Genomic DNA, 24,152 nt, shown 5'->3' with positions numbered 1-24,152 from the left:
GGCGCCTTGCTGGGCTTGCATTGATGAGGTAAGGCCGGCGGCGTGATTCACCGAACAGGTGCGGATGCGCTGTGCATGAGTTGCGTGCGCTGAAAGCGCATTAAAGACGCATGTCCACGCGTCCGATGGTGCCTGACCACGGTGTTAGATTAGCGGCGGGGCAGCGCATCGACGGAGTGACAAATGTGGCGGGATTCGCATGGATTCGCTGATTACCGCAGCGGCGCGCGCGCTTGCCGCGGGTGATCCGCTCGGCGCGCTGAACCGCGTCGCATTGCGCGACGACGCGCCGGCGCTTGCGCTGCGCGGCATCGCGATGGCGCAGCTCGGCGATCTGGCGCGCGCCAGAGTGCTGGTGCGCCGCGCCGCACGTGCGTTTGGCGCACGAGAGGCGGTGGCCCGCGCGCGGTGTGTGGTGGCCGAGGCGGAGATCGCGCTTGCGTCGCGCGAGCTCGGCTGGCCCGCAAAGACGCTCGATGCCGCGCGCGCAACACTCGAAGCGCACGGCGATTCGCTGAACGCCGCCCATGCGCGCTATCTGGAGCTGCGCCGTCTGTTGCTGATCGGTCGCGTCGACGACGCGCAGCGCATGCTCGCCACGCTCGACCCCACGCCATGGCCGCCTGCGACGCGCGCCACGCACGAACTGGTGGCCGCGGGCATCGCGCTGCGCCGTCTGCAGACCCAGCCGGCGCGCGCCGCATTGCAACGTGCCGCACAGGCCGCGCGGGCAGCGCGCATTCCGGCGCTCGCCGCCGAAGTCGACAGCGCCGCCGCGCTGCTGGGCATGCCGGCCGCGCGCCTGACCCTGCGTGGCGAAGCACGGCTGATGCTGCTCGACGACGTCGAGGCGCTCTACGCATCGCCGACACTGGTGATCGACGCGTGCCGTCTGAGCGTGCGCGATGCGCATGCGACGGTGTCGCTGGCGCGCCGCCCGGTGCTGTTCACGCTCGCGCGCGTGCTGGCCGAGGCCTGGCCCGCCGACGTGCCGCGCGACGTACTGGTGGCACGAGCGTTCCGCCTGAAGCTCGCCGACGAATCGCACCGCGCGCGCCTGCGCGTCGAGATGGGCCGGCTGCGCACGCTGCTGCGCGTGCTGGCCAGTGTGCATGCGACGCCCGAGGGCTTCGTGCTCACCCCACGCACGGCACGCGACGTAGCGATACTCGCGCCACCGTCCGAAGACCCGCACGCGCCATTGCTCGCGTTGCTGGCGGACGGCCAGCCGTGGTCGAGTTCGGCGCTGGCGCTTGCACTCGGCGCAAGCCAGCGCACGATACAGCGCGCGCTCGATACGCTCGACGCCGCGCGCAAGGTGCAGTGCTATGGCCGCGGCCGCGCGCGCCGCTGGATGACGCCGCCGGTGCCGGGTTTCGCGACGGCGTTGTTACTCCCGATGCCGCTGCCGAATGATTAGGATGCTTGCATGACGTGCTCATTTCCAGGCACGACGGAGTCCACTGCGGAGTCCACCGCGCAGACCAAACGGAGACCACAATGAAAGCCCCAGCCGAAATCATCCGCGAATACGGGCCGTTCGACGGCATCGACAAGGTGCACGGCGTCACCTACGACGGCAAGCAGGTGTGGTTCGCGGCCGGCGACACGCTGAACGCGCTCGATCCGCACAGCGGCAAGACGGTTCGCTCGCTCGAGGTCGCCGCGCACGCGGGCACCGCGTTCGACGGCCAGTACCTGTTCCAGATCGCCGAGGACCGCATCCAGAAGATCGATCCGCTCACCGGCCGCGTGCTCGGCACGATCCCCGCGCCCGGCGGCGGCGCCGATTCGGGGCTTGCGTGGGCGGAGGGCACGCTGTGGGTCGGTCAGTACCGCGAACGCAAGATTCATCAGGTCGACCCGGAAAGCGGCGCGATTTTGCGCACGATCGAATCGAACCGCTTCGTGACAGGCGTCACGTGGGTGGACGGCGAACTGTGGCACGCGACCTGGGAGGGGGACGCAAGCGAACTGCGGCATCTCGATGCGCGCACCGGCCGCGTGCTCGAGCGGCTCGAGATGCCGGCCGGCACCGGCGTCTCGGGGCTGGAGTGCGATGGCGGCGAACGCTTTTATTGCGGCGGCGGCGCGAGCGGCACGATTCGCGCGGTACGCCGGCCGCGGCGCGGCGCCAAAGTGCCGGGCGAGGACGGAGGCGAGGACGGCGACGAGTAGGCCGGGGGGGCCTGGCTCGGGCGGCGCGTTCGCGCCGCATGGAATAAATCGGCCAACCAAGCGTTTACCGGGGCGCAGAGCCAGCAGGCAAGTGCGCAAAACGACGCATTGCATCGCGTGATGGCCGTTTCCTGCTATCTGCTGCATCAAGTGCCGCACTGTGTGCCGCGCTCGCCGTCTGCCCGCGGCTGGTGTGGCGCGTGGCGCGGCAAGCCGCTTCGACTCTGCGGCGAAGCCGCCTGTCAGCACGACGGCGGGCTAACCGGTACTATCCGCGGTGAGCAGCGTCCGCGTTCCGCCATCAGATTGATTGCCGGCCGTGCCGGCCCGAACAGGCCCCCAATCCGTATGCACAGCCAGATCGCCGCCCAGCATGCCGACCTCTTCTTCGATGCGTTTATCGAAAGCATGCCGGACATGGTGTGGGTGAAAGACGCCGCCGGTGTGTTCCTGACATGCAATCCCGCGGTGGAGCGCTTTTTCGGCGTGCCGCGCGAGCAGATCGTCGGCAAGACCGACTATCAGTTCGTCGAGCGCGAGCTTGCAGATCACTTTCGCGAGAAAGACCTGGCCGCGATGGCCGCCGACGTGCCGCAGGTCAACCTCGAGTGGCTGACCTTCGCCGAGGCTCGCGAAGCACGCCTGTTCGAAACCAAGAAAACCTCGATGCGCGACGCCAACGGCCAACTGGTCGGCATTCTCGGCGTGGCGCGCGACGTCACCGAGCAGCACCGCGCGCAGATGGCGTACGAGAGCCTCAACCGGGCGCTGAAGCTGATCGGCAAGTGCAACCACGCGATGATGCACGCGGTGGACGAGCGCACGCTGCTCAGGCAGATTTGCGACCTCGCGGTCGACGTCGGCGGCTATCAGGTTGCGCTGGTCGGCTTCGCGGAGCACGACGAGGAAAAGAGCGTATCGATCAATGCGTGGTCGCGCAACGGCAACGAGTTCGTCAGGAAGATTCACGTGCGCTGGGACGACAGCGAATTCGGCTCGGGCATGGTCGGCATCGCGATCCGCACCGGCGAGACCGCGGTGAACCGCGACTATCGCAACAATCCGCTGGTACGGCCGTGGCGCGAGGTGGCTGACGAACACGGCCTGCGTTCGTCGATTGCGGTGCCGTTGATCGCAAACGGCAGCGTGTTCGGCGCGCTGATGATCGGTTCCGCGCATGCCGATGCGTTCGCACCGCAAGAGCAGGCGCTGCTCGAAGAAATGGCCGCCGATCTCGCGTTCGGCGTCGAGACGCTGCGTGCGCGCGTCGAACACGATGCGGCCAAGCGCCAGCTCGAATTTCTCGCGCACCACGATGCGCTGACCGGCACCCCTAACCGTGTGTCGCTGCGCGAGCACTTCACGCTCGCGTCGCGTCAGGCGAAGCATTCGGGTGCGTCGGTGGCGGTGCTGCTGCTCGACCTCGACAACTTCAAATTCGTCAACGACAGCCTCGGCCACGACCACGGCGACCGGTTGCTGATCGAAGTGACGCGCCGGCTGCAGCGCCGCATCGGCAACAACGGCATGGTGTGCCGCTACGGCGGCGACGAATTCGCGGTGCTGTTGTACCCGGTGTGCGAGATGGGGCTGCTCAATCGATACGTGCGCAAGCTGATCGATTCGTTCACGATGCCGGTGCGGGTCGGCGACTATACGATCGACGTGTCGCTGAGCGCCGGCGTGAGCCTGTTTCCGGCGCATGGCAACGAGCTCGACGAACTGATGCGCTTTGCCGACACCGCGCTGCAAAAATCCAAGCGCAGCGGCAAGAACACCTTTCATATTTTCGACGAAAGCATGCAGTCCGACGAGCTGCAACTGGTGCGCATGCGCACACAGCTGCGCAGCGCGATCCGCAACGACGAACTGGTGCTGCATTTCCAGCCGAAGGTGAGCCTCGAGACCGGTTTCGCGTGCAGCGCCGAGGCGCTGGTGCGCTGGCAGCACCCGGAGCGCGGGCTGCTCGGGCCGAGCTCGTTCATTCCGCTGGCGGAGCGCACCGGGTTGATCATCGACATCGGCGACTGGGTGCTCAACGAAGCGTGCCGGCAGCTGGCGGCGTGGCTCGCGGATGGGCTCGCGCTGAGCTCGATTTCGATCAACGTGTCGGCGCTGCAGGTGCGGCGCGGCAATCTGCTGGCGAGCGTGTCGGCCGCGTTGCGGCGCTGGCAGGTGCCGGCCGGGTATATCGAGCTGGAGCTGACGGAAAGCATCTTCCTCGACGACGTCGATACGGTGATCGGCTTGCTGACCGATCTGCGGCGGCTCGGCGTGAAGCTGTCGATCGACGATTTCGGCACCGGTTACTCGAGCCTCGCGTATCTGAAGTCGCTGCGGGTCGACCGGCTGAAGGTCGATCAGAGCTTCGTGCGGGGCATCGTCAATGAAACGGCGTCGCTGGCGATCGTCAAGTCGATCGTGCAGCTCGGCCGCAATCTGAACCTCGCGGTGACCGCCGAAGGTGTCGAGGATGAAGAGCAACTCGCGTTGCTCAAGCAGCTCGGCTGCGAAGAGGCGCAGGGCTTTCTGTTCAGTAAGCCGGTCGATGCGGCGACCTTCAAGGCGCTTTGCGAAAGCGGCCTGGTGCAGCGGCTGGTGCCGGGCTGAGCGGGCGGCGCTGGGCTTGGGCCTGGCGTGGGCGTGTGGGCGTGGGCCTTGAGCGTGAACCTTGGACGTGAACCTTGGACGTGAACGTGGATCTTGGGCGCGCCGCACGCCGCACGCCGCACGCCGCACGCCGCACGCCGCGCGCCGCAGCGCGTTTCGCGTAGCATGGAGCGCTGCCGCGGGTTCGCGCCTCCGTCGTCATCGCGCGCCGACGTGGCACTGTGTCGCACGGCCGCGCTGCGGCGGTGCGCGTCGATAGCCGATAATCGGCTTCTCTGTCGCCGCGGGTTGCCGATCAAGGGTCGGCGATCGCCGGCGCGCGACCTTTCATATTTATTTCAGAACGCTGCGAATGTTGAGTTTCTTCGATCCGTGGGAGCCGTCGCTGGTTATCCCACTGGTGTTGCTGGTGTGCGGTGTGCTGTATCTGCGCGGTTCATTGCGCGGGCGCACGGGGGTATGGCGTCAGGTGGCTTTCTGGTCTGGTTTCGCGCTGTTCTACGTCGCGTTGCAGACCAAGGTCGATTACTACGCCGAACATCAATTTTTCATTCACCGGCTGCAACATCTGGTGCTGCACCATCTGGCGCCGTTGTGCATGATGGCTGCTTATCCAGGCAGTACGTTGCGCGCCGGCCTGCCGCTGGCATGGCGCATGAAGCTGCATCGCGCGCGCCGCACCGGCGTGGCGCGCGCGCTGTCGACGGTGTTGCTGAGTCCGGCGGTGATCTCGCTTGCCTTCGTGTTCTCGGTGTTGTTCTGGCTGGTGCCGCCGGTGCAGTTCGTCGCGATGCTCGATGCGCGTATCTATACGTTCATGAACTGGTCGGTGGCGGTAACCGGTCTCGCGTACTGGTGGATGGTGCTCGATCACCGGCCGGCGCCGCCGTCGCGCGCGCGGCCGGGTCTGCGCGTGCTGTCGCCGGCGATCACGATGACGCCGCAGATTCTGGCGGGCGCGATCATCACGTTTTCGTCGACGGATCTGTACCCGGTGTTCACGCTGTGTGGCCGCGCGTTCACCAGTATTCCGGTCGGGCTCGATCAAAGTCTCGGCGGCTTGATCATGTGGGTGCCGGCGGCAGTACTGGAATCGCTCGGCGCGATCATCGCGCTGCGCCGGATGATGAAGCTTTCCGAGTCCGCGCGCGGTCGCGCGCAACAGGCGTTGCGCAAGAAGCCGGCGCGCGCGGCGGTGCCGCGGGCGTCGTCGGCGGGGTGAGGTGCGCTGCGTCGGGCGCAGTGTGAATCGAGCCTCGCACCCGCGTGGTATGCAAGTCCCGCTCGACACGTCGAGCGGTGCAGTAGACGTGGACATCCTGAACACGCGACGCCGCGAGCCTCCCGTTCTTGCGGCCGACCCTTTGCTGCGAGAGATCTGTGAATACATCTGCTTCGAATACCGATCACCTGAGCGCCAGCGGCGTTTTCGACGTCAGCCTCGGCGCCGCCGAGATCATGCCGGCGCCGGACCAGGCGCCTGCGATGGCGAGTCGCAGTATCGACAAGAATTTTCACGGCGACCTGCAGGGCCGCTCGCTCGGCCAGATGCTGTCGGCCGGTCAGCCGCAGAGCGGCGAGGCGGCGTACACGGCGCTCGAGTCGTTTGCCGGCACGCTGCATGGCCGCAGCGGCGGTTTCGCGCTGGCCCATCTCGGGCAGATGCATGCGGGCACACACGAACTGCGCGTGGCGATCGTGCCCGGTTCGGGTACCGGCGAACTGGCCGGCATTCTCGGCGATATGCAGATACGCATCGACGGCGGCAAACACTACTACACGTTGGCCTACCGGCTCGGCTAGCCACCGCCGGGCGGGATGGCCGCCCCACGGATGGCCGCCGCACGGATGACCGCCGCACGAATGCCCGCCGCATGGATGTCCGTCGCCCGGATGCCCGTCGCACGAATCCTGCTGGCGCGTTCAGCCGAGCTCGAACGTCGTCACACCGAATACTTTGGCCAGCTCGACGGCGGGCGTTTCTTTCGTGTACATGCGGGCGGTTTCGAACACGCTCGTCATGCCGTGCCGTTCGGCCAGCGCGATGGCCGCCGGGTTCGGTTCCGGCACGTCGAGCGCGACGGTTTCGCCGGGGCAGTGCGCGAGCAGCGCGTCGAACAGGATTTGCGCGGTATGCGCGTCTTCAGCGAATAGCGGCCCGACCTTGCGGCCGGCGCGGCATGTGCGTAGAACGCCATAGCCGCGCAGCTGCCCTGCGCCGACGCTTGCCAGCGCAACCGCATCGGGCTGCGCGAGCCATGCATCGAGAAAGCTTGCACGCGCTGCAGGGAACAGCGTGCGGTCGTACTCTTCCAGTGCGCTGCGCGGTACTTCGGCAAGCGGCGTCAGCGCGCGGTGTTCATCGGCTGTGCTTGCTGTTGCGACACCCTGAAACCGCACATTCCGCCAGGCGAGCCGGAAACCGGACTTCGCGTAGTTGCGCTGTTGCGCGACGACGCCATCGAGCCCGATGTTGCGCGCGCCGAGATACCCGATGCCGTGCTGCCAGATCCGGTAACCCAGGCCCCGGCCGCGCCATGCCGGCTTCACGATATACAGGCCGATAAAGCCGAACGCTGCGTCGTAGGCAACCGCGGAGATCGAGCCGACCGGTTCGCCGCGTAGCTCGCCGATAAAGAAGCCGCCGGGGTCGGCGGCGCGAAAGCAGTGTGCATCGTGCAGGCCGGGATTCCAGCCTTCCTGCGCAGCCCAGTCGATGGTCAGCTGCAGGTCGCCTGCATGCATCGGGCGAACGATGAAATCCTTGCATGCATCGAAGGCTTCGCTCATTGGCTGCTCCGTGGCCGTTAGCCCAACGTAATGATGGGTGATGCTACACCCGCCGCGCCACCGCACGGCAGAACCGCGGCGCCGAGCGCACAGGTCCTCGATCGATGCACTCGCACAGCCCGCTTTGCGCATGCACGCGCGCGTCGCAGCAGGCGCGCAATCCGCGCGTACACACACACTTCGATGCCCGAAACGGCGTTCGTCACCGTATCAAATGCGTCGCATGGTGTCTGACCGCATGGCCGATTCCGGCTATGATCGCGGTCTCGTTGCGTCGGACGGTGCTGCGACTCGCACGACCCGCACGTCGTGCGGGCAAGGGCACACAGATGATCTGCACGCCGTACAGGATGCCTCGCCCACGGTCGCGAATGGCTGCGGCAGGTTTCGGCATCTTGGCTTTTTTCCTCTTATGAAAACGACAAGATGGTAAACCGTGCAGTCCTGCGGTTCACGACCGCGCTGATCCGCTACCTGTGTGCAAGTTTGTGCGTGGCGCTCGCCTACTCGCTCGGAAACTGGCTCGCGCAGCACTTCATTTCCGCCGCCGCTTCGATGTTGCTGTGCGCGATCGTACTGAGCGCATGGCTCGGCGGCATCGGTCCAGGCTTGTGGGCGGTCGCGTTATCGCTGCTGTGTTTCGACTACGGCTTCGTGATTCCGCTGCATTCGCTGCACGTCGCCCCGCAGGATTTGCCGCGCATGCTGATTTTTTCGAGCACGGCAATCTTCATCGGCAGTCTCGGCGCATTGCAGCACCGCACCGCGCGTTCGCTGCGCCAGATGCACGACGCGCTCGGCGACACCATCAAGATGCTGACCGGCACCAACCTCGCGCTGCAGTGGGAAAACGCACAGCACCTGCGCGTCGCTGCGCAATTACGCCTGAGCGAAGCGTTTCTTGCCGAGGGCGAGCAGATCAGTCACACCGGCAGCTGGCGCTGGCATATCGCGTCGCGCACGCTGATGTGGTCCGACGAGCATCACCGGATTTTCGGCTGCATGCCCGACGGCAAACAGCCGGATATCGACGCGATCAGCCAGCGCATTCATCCGGACGATCGCGCGGCGCTGGGCGCGAGCGTGCAGCACGCGATCGAAACCGGCAGCCCGTTCCAATGCGAATACCGGATCGTGCTGCCCGACGGCACGGTGCGCCACGTGTGCGGCACCGGACGTCCGCTTGCGTACGAGCATGGCCGTGTCACCGAATACATCGGCTCGACGGTCGACGTCACCGCGCGCAGGAGAACCGAAGATCGGCTGCGCGAAAGCGAGAAGGCGTTTCGCACGCTGGCGGAAAATTCGCCGGATGCGCTCGTGCGCTACAACCGCCGCTGCGAGCGGATCTATGTGAATCCCGCATTCGAGCGCAATCGCGGCATGCGCGCCGACCAGGTGCTGAATGCGCCGGTCGACATCGGCTGGGCATCGGACCTGCCGGTCGACGAATACCGGGCAGTGATCCGCGGCGTGCTGGAAACCGGTGTGCCGCAGCGTGTGGCGGGCACGTGGATCACCGCGCAATTCGGCCGCGAGTATTTCCAGGTGCATCTGGTGGCGGAGCGCGATGCCGGCGGCGACATCGTCAGCGTGCTGGCGCTCAGCCGCAACCTTACCGAGCTCAAGGAGGCGCAACTACGCATCGAGGAGTCGCGCCGCCTGATCCGCCAGCTTGCCGGGCGCAGCGAGGCCGCGCGCGAAGACGAACGCAAGCATCAGGCACGCGAGCTGCACGATGGTCTCGCACAGTCGCTGCTCGCGCTGCGCATGCAGATCGGCGTGCTCGGCATCGAGTTCGCCGACACGGCGCCGGCGCTCACGCAGCGCGTCGACACGATGAAGCGCCATGTCGACGAGATGATCGCGGCGGTGCGCGATACCGTGGCGAGCCTGCGGCCGCCGGTGCTCGACCTCGGGATCGTGCCGGCGCTCGAATGGCTGGTCGATGCATGCGTCGCGCAAGCGGGCGTGACGTGCAAGTTCGACTCGGCGCTGGCACAGGTCGCGCTGGACGAAGCGCACACGATGGCGCTGTTTCGCATCGCGCAGGAAGCGCTGCGCAATATCGTCAGGCATGCTTGCGCGCGTAATGTGTATGTGCACTTCAAGCAGGCGGGCGGCTGCTATCTGCTCGAAATTCGCGACGACGGCATCGGCTTCGATCCGTCGACGCGCAAGCCGATGTCGTTTGGCCTCGTCGGCATCAGGGAACGCGTATTGATGTGCGGAGGAACCTTCGATCTTGCCAGTTTGCCTGGCGCGGGCACCGCGCTCAGGGTCAGCATCCCCGCGGGCTCGCGGCCGGAGCAGCCATGATCCGGATCCTGCTCGCCGACGATCATGCATTGATGCGCGAAGGTCTGAAACAACTGTTCGCGCTGGAGCCGGGCATCAACGTGGTGGCCGAAGCGGCCAACGGCGCGCAGGTGGTGGCCGAGATGCGCCGCACGCCGGCCGATCTGCTGCTGCTCGATATGTCGATGTCGGGCGTCAGCGGTGCGAACCTGATCCAGCACGTGCGCGCACAACCGTCGAGCCCGCCGATCCTCGTGCTCAGCATGCACAGCGACATCCATGTCGTGCGCTATGCACTGAAAGCGGGCGCAGCAGGCTATCTGACCAAAGACAGCGATCCGCAAACGCTGCTCGCGGCAATCCGCAAGGTAGCCGCCGGCGGGCGTTTCATGGACCCGGTGCTGGCCGAGCGCATGGTGTTCGACGTCGCCCAGCCGCCGCAGCGCGCGCCGCACGAGTTGTTGTCGGCGCGCGAATTCGCGGTGTTCAGCCTGCTCGCGCGCGGGCGCAGCGTCAACGATATCGCGGCGGAGCTGTCGATCAGCAACAAGACGGTCAGTACGCACAAGGCGCGGCTGATGCAAAAGATGAGTTGCTGCAACAACGCACAGCTGGTGCGCTACGCGGTGGCGCACCAGCTGATCGACTGACGCACGGCGGCGCCGCGTGTGCATCGGCATCGGCATGCGCATCGGTATGCACGGCAGCCGGTAGCGTTATCAGGAATTCCCTACACGAAAATCAGCCTTGCCCGATTTGCGCGGCACGTGACGCGGACCATAGTTGTCGGCTTGCAATGCTGCGGCGAAGCGACGATTCAGCCGCGTTGTTACATCGCAGAACAGATCATAGGCGTGTAATGCGTCTTTCAAAAGAAAATTCAGGAAGAATCCAGCTGCACTGAATGCAGTGGCCTTCGCCTGAACAAGTGCCCGGGGAATACCTTGACGATCGTGAGAAACATGGCGCTGACCTTGACGGTTGCGCTGCTGGCCCTGGTATCGGTAACCAGCTACGGCATCTGGCAACTGCTGCGCTCGCAGGCGCGCTATGCGTACGTCGAGGCGAATACGATTCCGGCGCTGGTGGATCTTGCCGAAGCGACCGCACAAATGTCGGAGCTGCGCGCCGCCACGCTGTCGCGCGTGCTGACGTCGAACCCGCAGCAACGGCAGCTGCGCGAACAGCGCATCGACGATTCGCACCGCCGCCTCGACGCAATCCTCGAGCGCTACGCAGCCGATCACCAGCTCGACGACAAGGACCACGCGCTGCTGGACGCGGATCAGGCCAATCTCGTCACATACCGTGCGGCGCAGACGAAGTTCCTGCAGCAGACCGCGGGCGCCGCGAGCGAGGCCGAAATCGATGCCGCACTCGTGCCGCTGACGCCGGCCACGGCGGCGGTCGTCAAAGGCCTGAAGGACCAGACCGACTACAACATCGCCCGGGCGGTCGAACTCGGCGCGCAAGGCGAACGCTCGTCGCGCACCGCACTGTGGACGCTCGTGCTGAGCGCGGCGGCCGTGTTCGTACTGACCGGCGTGCTGGCCATGCAGCTGTTCAACCGGATCCGGCGCGGGCTGGGCGGCCTGCAGCATGCGCTGCAACAGGTCAGCGATTCGCTCGATCTGTCGCTGCGTGTGCCGGTCGAGCGAAACGATGAGATCGGGCAGACCGCTGCGGCGTTCAACCAGTTGGTCGAGCGCGTCAACGCGGTGCTGTGCACGGTGCGCCAATCCAGCGATTCGGTTGCGATGGCCGCCACGCAGATCGCCTCCGGCAATGCCGATCTGTCCGCGCGCACCGAAGAGCAGGCGGCTTCGCTGGAAGAAACGGCATCGAGCATGGAAGAGTTGACCACCGCGGTTCAGCAGAACGCGCATAGCGCGCAGCAGGCGAGCGCGCTGACCCGCGATGCGGCCGCGCTCGCGCGACAGGGGCGCGATGTGGTGGGCCGGGTGGCCGACACGATGGGTGAGATCGACAGCAGTTCGGAACGCATCGCGCAGATCACCGGCATCATCGAAGGGATCGCGTTTCAGACCAACATTCTCGCGCTGAACGCCGCGGTCGAGGCGGCGCGTGCCGGCGAGCAGGGGCGCGGCTTTGCGGTGGTAGCCGGCGAAGTGCGCAGTCTCGCGCAGAAAGCGTCGAGCGCCGCGAAGGAAATCCGTGAACTGATCGTGTTGTCGGTGGAGCGGATTCACGCTGGGTCGGCGCTTGCCGGAGAAGCGGGGGCGACGATCGCGCGCGTCACGCAAGCGGTCGACGAGGTGGCGCACGTGATCGGCGCGATCGCGCTGGCTTCGGCGGAGCAAAGCCGCGGCATCGAGCAGGTCAACCGCGCCATCATGCAGATGGACGACGTGACCCAGCAGAATGCGGCGCTGGTCGAACAGGCGGCCGCGGCAGCGCGCTCGCTCGAGGACCAGGGCGCGCATCTGAATGGCGCGGTGCGTGCGTTCCAGCTCGATGTGGCGGTGGCGTAGCCGCGCGCTGCGCGGCCCGCGCAATACAAGCCGCAGCGCACTGACGGCGCTGCCGCCGTCAGTGCCTCGCCATCAGTGTGCCGTAGCCGCTGCCGCTGCAGTCGTCGCCACGGCCGCGGTGCCCGGCGTCCAGTGATAAACGTCGACGCTCGAATCGTTGTAGTTGTCGCGCGTCACCACATACTCGCCGGTCGAGCGCAGAAACGCGCGCACGCTATAGATCGAATCGACATTGGTGCCAAGGTTCATTTGCGCCGGATTGGTATTGGCGAGCGTCATATCGACTGCGCCGGTGGTCAGATTGAACGCGTCGAGATTCGGCGACGTGCCGTAACCGACGAACAGGTAGTTGCCCGCCGCCGCGATCGACTTCGGAATGTTGGTGCCGAACGTGACCACCGGGTTCGGCATCGTGTGGTTGCCGGCCAGCCAGCCGTGATACACCTCGATGCGACTGCCCATCGAGGTCCAGTCGGCGCTGCCGATAATGCCTTGCGCGAGGATCATCGTGTCGCTTTCCGGCAGGTAGACGATGCGTACCAGCGGCCGGATCGACATCGGGATCGACGCGGTGACCGGCGCGGCCCAGGTCGGTGCGCCGTTCGCATCGACACCGGCGAGCGGGTAGTGATAGATCTGATTGGTGCGGTCGAGGCCGGCCCAGACACTGCCGGTGCTATCCAGACAGAAGCCGCCCGTTACCGGCCGCGTGGTAGCGAATGCGGGCCCCGGCAGCGTCGCATCGGGCACTGCGATATAACCGGTCGCCGGGTTCATGTGGAACATGTAGAACGCCGCGGGGTTCTGTCCGGACGCAGCGAGAATCCGCGTCGGCCCGACTGCGGCCAGTTGCGCGAAGTGGGTGTCGCGCTCGATGTTGTTCAGGTTCAGGCGCGGATCGTTCGGATAGGTGATCGGGTCCACCGTGTTCCCCACAAAGGTGCCGCCCGCCGTGCCGCTGTAAATGTTGCTGCCGCCGTAAAACAGCATGCCGTCGGTAGCCGGGTCCGGCGCCGCATTGCCTTCGAAGTTCAGCGACTGCAACTGCGTCAGTAGCGTGCCGGCCGGGTTGTACTCGTGAATGTCGGTGCCGCCGTCGCGGCCCAGATCCCAGCTGCCGCCCCACGGGTTGTTCAATACATACAGATTGCCTGCGGCATCCTTGCCGATACCCACCACTCGCGTAAAGCGCTTGTCGCCGACCTGGCCTTTGGTGCCGCTGGTCGTATCGAGAAAGCCGCCTTGCACCCCGAAGGTGCCGACCTGCACCGGCGCACCGGCGATGTTGTAGATCTTGATGTTCATGTCCGGGCCCTGGTCGCCGGCCATCAGTTGCCCGGTCGACGCATCGAAATACAGCGCGGACGGATGGGCGCCGGCGGACATCTGGATCGTGTTCATCGGCGCGCCGGCCGGGCTGAACTCGCTGATCGTACCGAGATCCTTTTGCGCGACCCACAGGTTGCCGGCGGCGTCGAGCGCGAGCGCACCCGGGCCTTGCACCGGAATATCGCGTTGCCAGACGCCGGCCGTGGTGTAGAGCCGCACCCGGTTGCCGGGCAGGTCGCTTGCATAGAGCAGCGTGTCGGTCGCCGCGAGGCCGGTGATCACATCGCCGCGCTGCACGTTGGTGGCGGCGCTGACCGGAATCAGCACGTCCTGGGTTTGGGTGGTGCGGTTGTAGCGGCCCACCGCGCCGCTGCCGAACACCCGGCTGTACTGCATCGCCGCGAAGATCGACGTCGAGTTGCCGGTGATCGCGCTGCCCTGGAAGTCATTGTGAAGGCCGATCGAACTCGCGACCTGGTTGTTGCGGTAGACGGTCACGCCGCCATAGATCTCGTCCCACAACGATGCGGTGTAGATCGTGCCGTCGGATGCGATCCACATCGAGCGAGCGGTGTTGCCTATGTGCGTGCTGTCGGTGCCATGCGTGTTGGCTAACCAGTCGGTGGTGTATTGCGCGTGGCTGGACGGTGCGATGACTGCGCATAGCGCGGCGGTGAGAAGTGCGGTGCTGAGTCGTTTCATAGCCCTGGTGCTCCTGAACGGCCGGGCGGCCTGCAGAGAATCGGAAGAAGGCGAGGTGAATAACGGCGGGGTGGTAAAAAGTCTCGAATTGGAACTGAATACCGATATGGCTTATGTTCGGCATTTTTCGAGACATTTAGATGGTGCCTCACAAAAAGATGCATGAGCGGAGAAATTATTCTGGCCCAGGAGTAAGGCATGTTCGGCATGAGTCGGCGCAATCGATGCGAAATGAATAAAGAAAAGGAACGACATAAAGAGTTGAAGCAACTGGAACTTATTTTTTATGTATTTTCGAATAGCAGATTTAAACGTGGCGTCGCAATCCGTGTGCCGCGTGGAGGTTCGCGCACACATGCATCGGTGCGGTGCGGCGCGGCTTGACAGGTGCGCCGATCGAGCCGACTATGCGCCGGCAAAGCTGTCCGCGATAAGCGTTACCGATCCACAATATGGACAATCCGGAGATGCGATGACCATGACGGCGCCTGCCGAACCGACCGCCAGCGCGGCTAAAAGCGCGGCTAAAAACGCGGCCGATGCGATGACGCCTTATCAGCTTCCCCAGCCACGCGAAGCGCAGCGCGAAATCGTGGTGGCATCCGCGATTCCCGAAGACGAGCGGTTGTGGGTGCCGCAAGCCGATAACGTGTGGTTTCGGCCGCTGTGTCTGAACGTCTCCACCGGTTACTGGATGAACCTGCTGCGTGTGCGGCGTTCCGGCGTGTTGAGCCGGCATCGTCATCCGCAGGCGGTGCACGGCATGGTGCTCAAGGGCCGCTGGCGCTATCTCGAGCACGACTGGGAAGCGCGCGAAGGCAGCTACGTATTCGAGCCGCCCGGCGAAACGCATACGCTGTATGTGCCCGAAGACGTCGAAGAAATGATCACGTACTTCCAGGTGAACGGCGTGATGTACTACTGCGATCCGCACGGCAACTACACCGGCTACGAAGACGTGTTCACCAAGCTCGACATGTGCCGCGCGCACTACGCGAGCGTTGGGCTCGGCGCGGACTACGTCGACCAGTTCGTCAGATAGGCGTCAGACAAAGCGTTAGATGAGCAGTGGCCGCGCACAGGAGCACGAGCGTGAGTGGCAGCGCATAAAAAGCGAACAACAACGCAGGAGACAAACATGCAAGCGAAATCGCCGCGCCTGCGGCGCATCCAATGGATCGCGGTCGCATTCCTGACGCTCGCGGGCATCGTCAACTATCTGGACCGCAGCACGCTGTCGATCGCCAATCACTCGGTGAGCGGCGAACTCGGTCTATCCGCTTCGCAGATGGGGCTGCTGCTGTCGGCGTTTTCGTTTGCGTATGCGTTTTCGCAGTTGCCGGTGGGCGTGCTGCTCGACCGCTTCGGCGCGCGCGTGATGCTCGGGCTCGGCATGTTCGTGTGGTCGTGCGCGCAACTGTGCGGCGGTCTCGTGCATACGCTGCCGCAATTTCTCGCGGCGCGCATTGCGCTTGGCATCGGCGAGGCACCGCAGTTTCCAGCCGGCGCGAAGGTCGTCAGCGAATGGTATGCGCTGCGCGAACGCGGCCGGCCGATCGGCATTTACGTGATGTCGTCGACCATCGGCCCGGCGCTGGCCCCGCCGATCCTGACCGTGCTGCTGCTCGCATTTGGCTGGCGCTGGATGTTCGTCGTGATGGGCGTGCTCGGCATTGCGGTGGCGATCGGCTGGTATCTGATCTACCGCAATCGCGCCGACGTGGTGCTCGATGCGGATGAAGTGAAGCATCTGACCGAAGAAGAGCCGCTTGCGCGCGCCGAACGCAAGATGACCTTCGCCGAATGGCGCGGGCTGTTCGCATTGCCCACCACGTGGGGCATGATCTTCGGCTTTATGGGCGTGATCTATATGACGTGGCTGTATGTCACGTGGCTGCCCGCGTATCTCGAGCACGAGCGGCATCTGACGATCGCAAAGACCGGCTGGGTGGTGTCGATTCCGTATGTGTTCGGCACGCTCGGCATGCTGTCGAGCGGCTTCGTGGCCGATGGTCTGATGGCGCGCGGCATGGCGCGTATGCGCAGCCGCAAATGGCCGATCTGCACCGGGCTGATCGGCGCAGCGGTGTTTACCGTGCCGGCTGCGTATACGCCGAACCTGACACTCGCGATCGTCTATCTGTCGGCGGCGATGTACTTCGTCAATCTCGCGAGTGGCGCTGCGTGGGCGCTGGTCGCGGTGGCCGCGCCGCGTCATCTGGTGGCATCGCTGGGCAGCATCCAGAACTTTGGCGGTTACTTCGGCGGATCGTTCGCGCCGTTCATCACCGGCGTGGTGGTCGATCGCACGCATTCGTTCGTCGATGCGTTTCTGATCAGCGCGGGGGTGTCGTTTGCGGCGGCGCTGGTGTACATGTTCGTCGTGCGGGTGCCGATTGCCGAGCGGGAAGAAGCCGGTGTGGTGGCGCAAGCCGGCGTTACCCATTGATGAATGCGGCATAGCCGCGCGATAAAAAGCGACCTACGTGATGACGTTTCAGCATGATCTGTTTGCCGGCAAGTCGGTTGTCGTGACCGGCGGCACGCAAGGCATCGGCGCGGGCATCGCGCGGCAGTTCGCGGCGCTCGGCGCGCGCGTGATTGCGGCGGGGCTTGCACCTACCGATGCGCAGCGCAGCGAACTCGCGGCCGACGGTATCGATACAGTCGCGCTCGATGTCGCATCGCAGCCGCAGGTCGAGGCATGCTTCGCTGCGCTGGCATCGCTCGACGTGCTGGTGAATTGCGCGGGCGTGATCCGCCGCGCCGGCGCGGAGCACGACCCCGAAGTGTTCGCGCAGGTGCTCGACGTGAACCTGACCGGCACGATGCGCACATGCGCGGCAGCGCGGCCGCTGTTGCGCGCGAGCGGCGGCGCGATCGTCAACACGGCTTCGATGCTCAGTTTCTTCGGCGGCGCGCTGGTGCCAGGTTACAGCGCGAGCAAAGGCGGCGTCGCGCAACTGACGAAGTCGCTTGCCGCTGCGTATGCCGCGGAGCGCATTCGCGTCAATGCGGTCGCGCCGGGCTGGATCGCAACGCCGCTCACGCAGGCGCTGCAGGACGACGCGGAACGCACGCGCGCGATTCTCGAGCGCACGCCGCTGAACCGCTGGGGTACGCCCGGCGATATCGGCGGCGCAGTCGCATTTCTATGCTCGCCGGCGGCCGCGTTCATCACGGGTGTGGTGCTGCCGGTCGACGGCGGGTATCTGGTTGCCTGAACCCGCAGATACAGTCGGCAGCCATCCGATCCTTTCAATTTTTCTTCGTCCAGGCCCGATGCTATCGTCGGGACTGTCGATCATTCGACTGACAATAAATGGAGGAAGATTAATGAAAGCCAGTTTCGCTGCCGCGCTGCGCGGCCTTTGCCTATGCGCGGCGGCGGTTGCAATCGGCGGCTGTGCGACGGGGTCCACCGATTCCGCCGACGCATTGTCCGGACCGTTGTCGATCGCGCAGCAGGGCAGTTTCTTCGTTGGCGGCCGCGACGTGCATTCGGACACGCTATCCACCGTGCCGAACTATGCGAACGCCGGGACCGTGACGGTCGACCAGATGTACGTGCACTACCAGGTGCCGACTCACGCGAAGCCGTTGTCGCTGACGCTGATTCACGGCTGCTGTCTGACCGGCAAGACATGGGAGACGACACCCGACGGCCGCATGGGCTGGGACGAATACTTCGTGCGGCACGGCTTTCCGACCTACGTGATCGACCAGGCGGATCGCGGCCGTTCGGCGCCCGACATCGAGACGGTCAACGCAGTGAAACTCGGCAAGGCGCCGGTTTCGCAATTACCGGGTCTGTTTGCGGCATCGCATGAAGCGGCGTGGGCGATCTTCCGTTTCGGCCCGGAGTATCCGCAGCGTTTTCCCGGCGAGCAGTTTCCGCTCGACGCGCAAAGCGGCCTGTGGCAACAGATGGTGCCCGACTGGATTGCTTCGCTGCCGACGCCGAACCCGACCGTGCCCGCGCTGTCGCAACTGGCGCAGAAGCTGCACGGCACGGTGCTGATCAGCCATTCGCAAGCGGGCATCTATCCGTTCCAGACGGCAGCGCTTAGCACGCAGGGGATTGCCGGCATTGTCGCGATCGAGCCGGCCGAGTGCCCATCTGCTACTGCGGATCTGACGCCGTACACGAAGATGCCGATTCTGGTGCTGTTCGGCGACTACGTGGACCTGTCGCCGCGCTGGGCACCGCGGCTCAAGGCATGCCGGGCTTTTGTCGAGGCGGCTACACATGCGGGCGGACATGTGCAACTCGTGCTGCTGCCGGACGTCGGCATCCACGGCAACACGCACATGATGATGCAGGACCGCAATAGCCTGCAGGTGGCGGACTGGATTCTCAACTGGATCGGCACGCACGTCGGTACGCCGACCATGACCGCGGGTTCATAAAGCAAGCAGCGCGGCGGCCGGAGCAGGTTAAGCATCAGAATTTCCGGCAGCCGCGCAAGCAGTCTGTTATCCATTACCTGATGCAGTGCGACACGCTGCGCATCGCCCGTTCGTCGCGTTCGTCGCACTTCTCAACGCTCTCTCTGCGCCCTCTATCGCTGCGGCGCAACCTTCCTTCCCACGTGCCGCTATGTGCAAACCAGCGGGTCTGGTATGCGCAAACCGAACAGTCCGCCACAGCGGCGCGTGCCTATGATGAACCTCAGCTTCCGATCGCCGCGCACGCTGCGCGGCGCAATGCCGTTCCACGGCAATCCTGAAGAGACAACGAGGTGACATCGATGGAATCACGAAGCACGCCGACCATCGGCTTTATCGGTCTTGGCGCAATGGGCTGGCCGATGGCCGCATGCCTTGCGAAAGCGGGCTATAGCGTGGCACCGTACGACGTGCGAACCGAACAGCGCACGCGTTTTCTGAACGAGATCGGCGGCGTCGATCTCGATTCGCTCGCGGCGATCGGCGCGCGCTGCGATGTGATCATCCAGATCCTGCCGAATAGCGACGTGGTCGAGCAGGTGCTGTTCGCAAGAGGTGGCCTTGCGTCGACGATGCGCAAAGGCACCACGGTGATCGACATGACCTCCGGCCGTCCGGATGCGACGGTGGCGTTCGCCGAGCGGCTTGCCGCACAAGGCGTGAGTCTGTTCGATGCGCCGGTGTCCGGTGGTGTGCCGCGCGCAACCTCGGGCGAGCTGACCATCATGGCGGGCGGCGAGCGTGCCGCCATCGACGACATGCTGCCGGTGCTCAACGCGATGGGCAGTGTGATGTTCACCGGGCCGATTGGCTCGGGCCACGCGATGAAATCGCTGAACAACCTTGTGTCGGCCGGCGGCTTTCTGATCGGCATCGAGGCGCTGTTGATCGGCACCCGCTTCGGCATCGATCCGGACAACATGGTCGACATCCTGAACGCATCGACCGGCGTCAACAACAGCACGCAGAAGAAATTCAAGCAGTACGTGATCTCGCGCGGCTTCGACTCCGGCTTCTCGATCGAACTGATGGTGAAGGACCTCGTAATCGCCCTCGACATCGGGCGCCAGCGTGGCGTCAGCACGCCGTTCGCTTCGCTGTGCCGCGATCTGTGGGGCGGTGCCGCAGCCATGCTTGGGCCGAAGACCGACCATACCGCGGTCGCGCAGCTTAGCGAACGGCTCGCCGGCGTGGAGATTCACCGCTCATGAACGCACGCAATCAACCTGCGGTACCTGAAAACCTGACGCGCGAACTGGCGGCGCGCATTGTCGGCAGCCGCTTCGATGCGCTGCCGCCAAACGTCGTGCACGAAGGCAAACGCGCGCTGCTGAACATTGTCGGCTGTGCGCTGGGCGGCTGCCGTCATCCGGCGTTCGAGATCGCGCTCGAAGCGCTCGGGCCGTATGCGGGCCAGCCGCTAGCGCAAGTGATCGGCCGCCCCGAGCGCTTCGATCCGCTGTTCGCTGCGCTGCTGAACGGCATCAGTTCGCACGTGCACGATTACGACGATACGACGCCCGACAACTACATTCACAACAGTTCGCCGGTCGCGTCGGCGTTGTTCGCGTATGCGAGCTGCCATCCGGTGAGCGGTGCGGACTTTCTGCATGCGTTTATCGTCGGCTTCGAAGTGAGTTCGCGGATCGGCACGGCCACTTATCCCGCGCACTACGCGGCGGGCTGGCATAGCACCGGCTCGATCGGCGTGTTCGGCGCGGCGGCTGCAACTGGTTTGCTGCGCGGCTTGTCGGCGGAGCAGATGACGCATGCGCTCGGGCTCGCGGCTACGCAGTCGTCGGGCTTGCGCGAGATGTTCGGCTCGATGGCGAAGTCGTTTCATCCGGGCCGTGCCGCGCAAGGCGGCTACACGGCCGTGCTGCTCGCCGAACGCGGCTTCACGGCGGGCACGCACGGCCTCGAAGGGCCGCGTGGTTTCGCACCGGTCACGTGCGCGTCGTTTGATCTGGCGAAAGTCACCGACGGCTTTTGCGAGACCTTCGAGCTGCTGCGCAATACGTACAAGCCGTTTCCTTGCGGCATCGTCACGCATCCGACCATCGATGCCTGCATCCAGCTGCAACGCGAACATGCGTTGAGCGCCGAACAGATCGTTGCCGTGCGCCTGACCGTCGCGCCGCTCGTGAAGGATCTGTGCAACAAGCAGCACATCGAAACCGGGCTCGAAGGCAAGTTCTCGATCTATCACGGCGCGGCGATCGGACTCGCGCGTGGCCGCGCGGGCCTGGCCGACTTCACCGACGAAGCGGTGCGCGATCCGGCGCTGGTGCGTCTGCGCAACCTCACCGAAGCGCTCGGCGATGCGCGTATCAGCGAAGACGCTGTAGATGTCGAAGTGCGCCTCGCCGACGGCCGCGTGCTGCACATGTTGCTCGAGCAGTCGCTCGGTAACCTGGCGCGGCCGATGAGCGATGCCGAGCTCGAAGCGAAGCTGTACGGACAGACCGAAGTGCTGAGCCCGGCCGCCGCACAGCGGGTGGTCGAGTTGTGCTGGGGCGTCGAGCGTCTGGAAGACGCCCGCACGCTGATCGACGCCGCCGTACCGCCGCACTGAGCGGGCTGCACTGAGCAGGCTGCACCGAGCAGGCTGCACCGAGCAGGCCGCCGCGTGCGATAGAGGCGCACGCGGCGTAACGCCGAAACGCACGAAAAGATCGACAAAAAAAGACATCACAAGGAGACACCATGTACTCGAGGCAACCCGGCATCGGGCAGCGGCTCGATGCACTCGCGATCGGTCCGTTCCACCGGCACCTGCTCGCGCTGATCGGCGGCGGCATGTTCTTCGATGCATTCGACAACTATCTCGCGGGCGGTGTGCTCGGCGCGCTGGTGCACGACGGCGTGTCGGACATTCATCGCAACGCGGTATTCATCTCGTTCGGCTTCGCGGGCCTGACGATCGGCGCATGGATGGCCGGCATTCTCGGCGATCGCTTCGGGCGGCGCTTTTCGTATCAGTTCAACCTGCTGGTGTTCGGGATCGGTTCGATCGCGGCCGCGCTCGCACCTTCGATGGACTGGCTGATCTTTTTCCGCTTCGTGATGGGGCTCGGGCTCGGCGCGGAAATCGTGGTCGGCTACAGCACGCTGGTCGAGTTCATGCCGGCGCATGCGCGCGGCCGCTATGCGTCGATGCTGAACCTGATCACGAACATGTCGCTGTTCGTTTCGTCGATGGCGAGCTATGTGGTGATTCCGTATCTCGGCTGGCGCTGGATGTTCGTGATTCCCGGTGTAGGCGCGCTGGTGATCTGGTATCTGCGCAAGTCGATGCCGGAGTCGCCGCGCTGGCTCGCGTCGGTCGGGCGGCACGACGAGGCCGATGCGGTGATGCGCGCCATCGAAGCGCGTAGCACCCGTCGCTTCGACCCGGCACTGGTCGCCGAGGCCGAACCGGATCGCGGGCGTCTTTCCGAACTGTTTGCGCGCGGGCAGATCGGCCGCACGGTGGTCGGCATCGTGACGGTGGTGGTCGGCTTCTCGGTGATGTACGCGTTCGTTTCGTGGGTGCCGACTTTTCTCATCAAGCGCGGCTTCGACATCTCGCACTCGCTGCTGATGACTTCCGCGATGTTCGCCGGCGGCCCGGTCGGTTCGCTGATCGCGTTTGCAATTGCCGAGCGGGTAGGGCGCAAGTGGGGGCTGGTGGTGTTCTCGCTGATCGGCGCGGCGGTCGGCATGCTGTATCCGTTCGTCACGGGCATGCTGGCGATTGCCTGCGTCGGCTTCGCGGTGACGGTGTGCATCTATGTGATATCGGCGCTGGGGCTCGCGGCTTATACGCCGGAGCTGTTTCCGACGCGTTTGCGGTTGCGCGGCATGGGGCTGTGCAATGCGCTGGGACGGCTCGCGAATGTCGGTGTGCCGTATCTGGTGGTATCCGTGTTTTCGCTCGGCGGGCTGCTTGGGGTGGTGTCGCTGATGGCGGGGTTCTTCTTGCTGCTCGCCGTGGTGCTGATCGTGCTCGGCGTGGAGACACGCTTGCGCTCGCTGGAGGAGGTGCATGCGCAGACGCTCGAGCAAGGCAATGCGCTGCCGGTGGAGTCGCTGCAGCAGGCACGGGCGACGCGCTAGCGCTTGTTAGTGCTGGCGTCGCGCGGGCCTGCCGCGCGGCGTTCGCATTGCGCAGGTGTGCGGCGCCGCGTCGTGCTTCGCACCGGCGCCGCGCGCATCATGCTTCGCGTCTCGCGTCTCGCGTAGCGTGTCTTCGCCTCTATCAAATACCGGCCGGCGCCCACTCGCCGTTATCGACCAGCCGGTCGATCTGCCGGTGCACCATCCGCATCAGCCGGCGCGCGACCTGCGTGACCGGCCGCTGCGTCGAGGTGGCCATCACCAGCGAACGCGTCAGCGTAGGCGGCGCGATACGCCAGCAACGGATGCGCCGCGCCGCGACCTGCTGATGCACGCACGAATACGACAGGATCGTGTAGCCGACGCCGGCCTCGACGAGGCTGAGCGTCGACGGCATCGCATTGATCTCGAGTTGCGCGCGCGCGGCGAGCCCGGCTTTCGCGAGTACCTGGTCGAGCAATACGCGCAGGCCGTGCGGGCGGGTCGGCAGGATCATCGGCAGCTCGGCGAGCCGGGTGGCCGGCACCGGGCCGCGGCCGACGTGCGCCGGATCCGACGCGGGACCGAGCAGAAAGATTTCGTCGGTGACGAGCGGATCGGTGCTCAGCGTGCGCAGTCGCGGCGCGTTGTACAGCACCGCGACGTCGACCATGCCGCCCATCAGCCATTCGAGCATGTGTCCGCTGAACGCTTCGACGATGCCCAGCGACGCTTCCGGCAATTCGCTGCGGAACTGCTGGACGAGCGGCGTGGTCAGCACCGCGGCGAGCGACGGCGGCATGCCGAGCACGACGCGTTCGTTGGGCGCCTCGCCCAGCGCGCGGATGCCGACGGTTGCTTCCCCAACTTCTTCGATGACCCTGCGCGCGTGCTGTTCGAGCACGCGTCCCGCTTCGCTTGGCACGACGCCGCGCCCGGTGCGGTGTAGCAGCGGGCTGCCCATCTCATCCTCGAGCGCCTTGATCTGACGGCTCAACACCGGCTGGCTGATCGCCAGCGCAATCGCCGCGCGCGACAGCGTGCCGGCCTCGACGACCGCAAGAAAGTACTGCAACTGCCGCAGTTCCATCGCCTTGTCTCCATGTTTTTTTAGGCCTCGCGTGCATTGGCGCGGGCGTGTGGTGGAGATTATGCGTTTCATCGCTGGCCGCCGGTGCGGCAGGGCGTGGTTCGCCGCCGCGGCGCCGGGTGCGGAGTGCGGTGGGC

The 24,152-nt window shown here is 65.4% G+C and carries 18 protein-coding genes; 15 read left to right on the top strand and 3 right to left on the bottom strand.

The features are described 5' to 3' along the window. The first annotated feature begins 199 nt into the window (after window positions 1–199). From ACYVNQ_RS36315 to ACYVNQ_RS36295, 5 genes are all read left to right on the top strand, one after another. Window positions 200–1,420 (top strand): helix-turn-helix domain-containing protein, encoded by a 1,221-nt coding sequence (locus ACYVNQ_RS36315; protein ID WP_460910366.1) that lies wholly within the window; start codon window positions 200–202, stop codon window positions 1,418–1,420. An 80-nt stretch (window positions 1,421–1,500) separates the two neighbouring features. Beyond that, window positions 1,501–2,178, top strand: a complete 678-nt coding sequence (locus ACYVNQ_RS36310) for a Vgb family protein (protein ID WP_460910364.1) — start codon at window positions 1,501–1,503, stop codon at window positions 2,176–2,178. Between the two features lie 348 nt (window positions 2,179–2,526). Then, on the top strand, window positions 2,527–4,788 hold the full coding sequence (locus ACYVNQ_RS36305; RefSeq protein WP_460910362.1) for a sensor domain-containing protein: 2,262 nt from the start codon (window positions 2,527–2,529) through the stop codon (window positions 4,786–4,788). A 352-nt stretch (window positions 4,789–5,140) separates the two neighbouring features. Further along, window positions 5,141–6,010, top strand: coding sequence for a cytochrome c oxidase assembly protein (locus ACYVNQ_RS36300; RefSeq protein ID WP_460910360.1), 870 nt, complete (start codon window positions 5,141–5,143; stop codon window positions 6,008–6,010). A 158-nt stretch (window positions 6,011–6,168) separates the two neighbouring features. Next, a complete protein-coding gene (locus ACYVNQ_RS36295) occupies window positions 6,169–6,591 on the top strand; it encodes a DUF3224 domain-containing protein (protein ID WP_460910358.1) in 423 nt (140 codons plus the stop codon). 120 nt (window positions 6,592–6,711) lie between these two features. On the opposite strand, the gene ACYVNQ_RS36290 is transcribed toward ACYVNQ_RS36295, so the two are convergent. Next, the gene (locus ACYVNQ_RS36290; RefSeq protein ID WP_460910356.1) at window positions 6,712–7,578 is read right to left on the bottom strand and encodes a GNAT family N-acetyltransferase; all 867 of its coding nucleotides are present in this window, start codon (window positions 7,576–7,578) and stop codon (window positions 6,712–6,714) included. Window positions 7,579–8,004: 426 nt separating this feature from the next. On the opposite strand from ACYVNQ_RS36290, the gene ACYVNQ_RS36285 reads away from it, so the two are divergent. From ACYVNQ_RS36285 to ACYVNQ_RS36275, 3 genes are all read left to right on the top strand, one after another. After that, window positions 8,005–9,897, top strand: coding sequence for a PAS domain S-box protein (locus tag ACYVNQ_RS36285; protein WP_460910353.1), 1,893 nt, complete (start codon window positions 8,005–8,007; stop codon window positions 9,895–9,897). Then, the gene (locus ACYVNQ_RS36280; protein WP_460910351.1) at window positions 9,894–10,526 is read left to right on the top strand and encodes a response regulator; all 633 of its coding nucleotides are present in this window, start codon (window positions 9,894–9,896) and stop codon (window positions 10,524–10,526) included. The genes ACYVNQ_RS36285 and ACYVNQ_RS36280 overlap by 4 nt, the downstream gene beginning before the upstream one ends. A 303-nt stretch (window positions 10,527–10,829) precedes the next feature. Beyond that, window positions 10,830–12,368 (top strand): methyl-accepting chemotaxis protein, encoded by a 1,539-nt coding sequence (locus ACYVNQ_RS36275; RefSeq protein ID WP_460911245.1) that lies wholly within the window; start codon window positions 10,830–10,832, stop codon window positions 12,366–12,368. 72 nt (window positions 12,369–12,440) lie between these two features. On the opposite strand, the gene ACYVNQ_RS36270 is transcribed toward ACYVNQ_RS36275, so the two are convergent. After that, window positions 12,441–14,399 (bottom strand): NHL repeat-containing protein, encoded by a 1,959-nt coding sequence (locus ACYVNQ_RS36270; RefSeq protein ID WP_460910349.1) that lies wholly within the window; start codon window positions 14,397–14,399, stop codon window positions 12,441–12,443. Between the two features lie 544 nt (window positions 14,400–14,943). Here ACYVNQ_RS36270 and ACYVNQ_RS36265 point away from each other — a divergent pair. From ACYVNQ_RS36265 to ACYVNQ_RS36235, 7 genes are all read left to right on the top strand, one after another. Further along, window positions 14,944–15,441 (top strand): 2,4'-dihydroxyacetophenone dioxygenase family protein, encoded by a 498-nt coding sequence (locus ACYVNQ_RS36265; RefSeq protein ID WP_460911243.1) that lies wholly within the window; start codon window positions 14,944–14,946, stop codon window positions 15,439–15,441. 96 nt (window positions 15,442–15,537) lie between these two features. After that, the gene (locus tag ACYVNQ_RS36260) at window positions 15,538–16,848 is read left to right on the top strand and encodes an MFS transporter (protein ID WP_460910347.1); all 1,311 of its coding nucleotides are present in this window, start codon (window positions 15,538–15,540) and stop codon (window positions 16,846–16,848) included. Window positions 16,849–16,888: 40 nt separating this feature from the next. Next, window positions 16,889–17,623 carry an SDR family NAD(P)-dependent oxidoreductase gene (locus tag ACYVNQ_RS36255; protein ID WP_460910344.1) on the top strand — a complete coding sequence of 245 codons (735 nt, stop codon included), beginning with the start codon at window positions 16,889–16,891 and terminating at the stop codon, window positions 17,621–17,623. 112 nt (window positions 17,624–17,735) lie between these two features. Further along, window positions 17,736–18,809: an esterase gene (locus ACYVNQ_RS36250; RefSeq protein ID WP_460910342.1), complete on the top strand. Its 1,074-nt coding sequence runs from the start codon at window positions 17,736–17,738 to the stop codon at window positions 18,807–18,809. 341 nt (window positions 18,810–19,150) lie between these two features. After that, window positions 19,151–20,059, top strand: a complete 909-nt coding sequence (locus ACYVNQ_RS36245; protein ID WP_460910340.1) for an NAD(P)-dependent oxidoreductase — start codon at window positions 19,151–19,153, stop codon at window positions 20,057–20,059. Next, window positions 20,056–21,423 carry an MmgE/PrpD family protein gene (locus ACYVNQ_RS36240; protein WP_460910338.1) on the top strand — a complete coding sequence of 456 codons (1,368 nt, stop codon included), beginning with the start codon at window positions 20,056–20,058 and terminating at the stop codon, window positions 21,421–21,423. Before ACYVNQ_RS36245 ends, ACYVNQ_RS36240 begins: the two co-directional genes overlap by 4 nt. A gap of 131 nt (window positions 21,424–21,554) precedes the next feature. After that, window positions 21,555–22,946: an MFS transporter gene (locus ACYVNQ_RS36235; protein ID WP_460910336.1), complete on the top strand. Its 1,392-nt coding sequence runs from the start codon at window positions 21,555–21,557 to the stop codon at window positions 22,944–22,946. A gap of 142 nt (window positions 22,947–23,088) precedes the next feature. Here the strand turns inward: ACYVNQ_RS36235 and ACYVNQ_RS36230 are convergent, their stop codons facing one another. Further along, window positions 23,089–24,015, bottom strand: coding sequence for a LysR family transcriptional regulator (locus ACYVNQ_RS36230; RefSeq protein WP_460910334.1), 927 nt, complete (start codon window positions 24,013–24,015; stop codon window positions 23,089–23,091). Window positions 24,016–24,152 lie beyond the last annotated feature (137 nt).

This window comes from Paraburkholderia jirisanensis, assembly GCF_054782355.1.
This window is presented reverse-complemented; position numbering and strand designations above follow the sequence as displayed.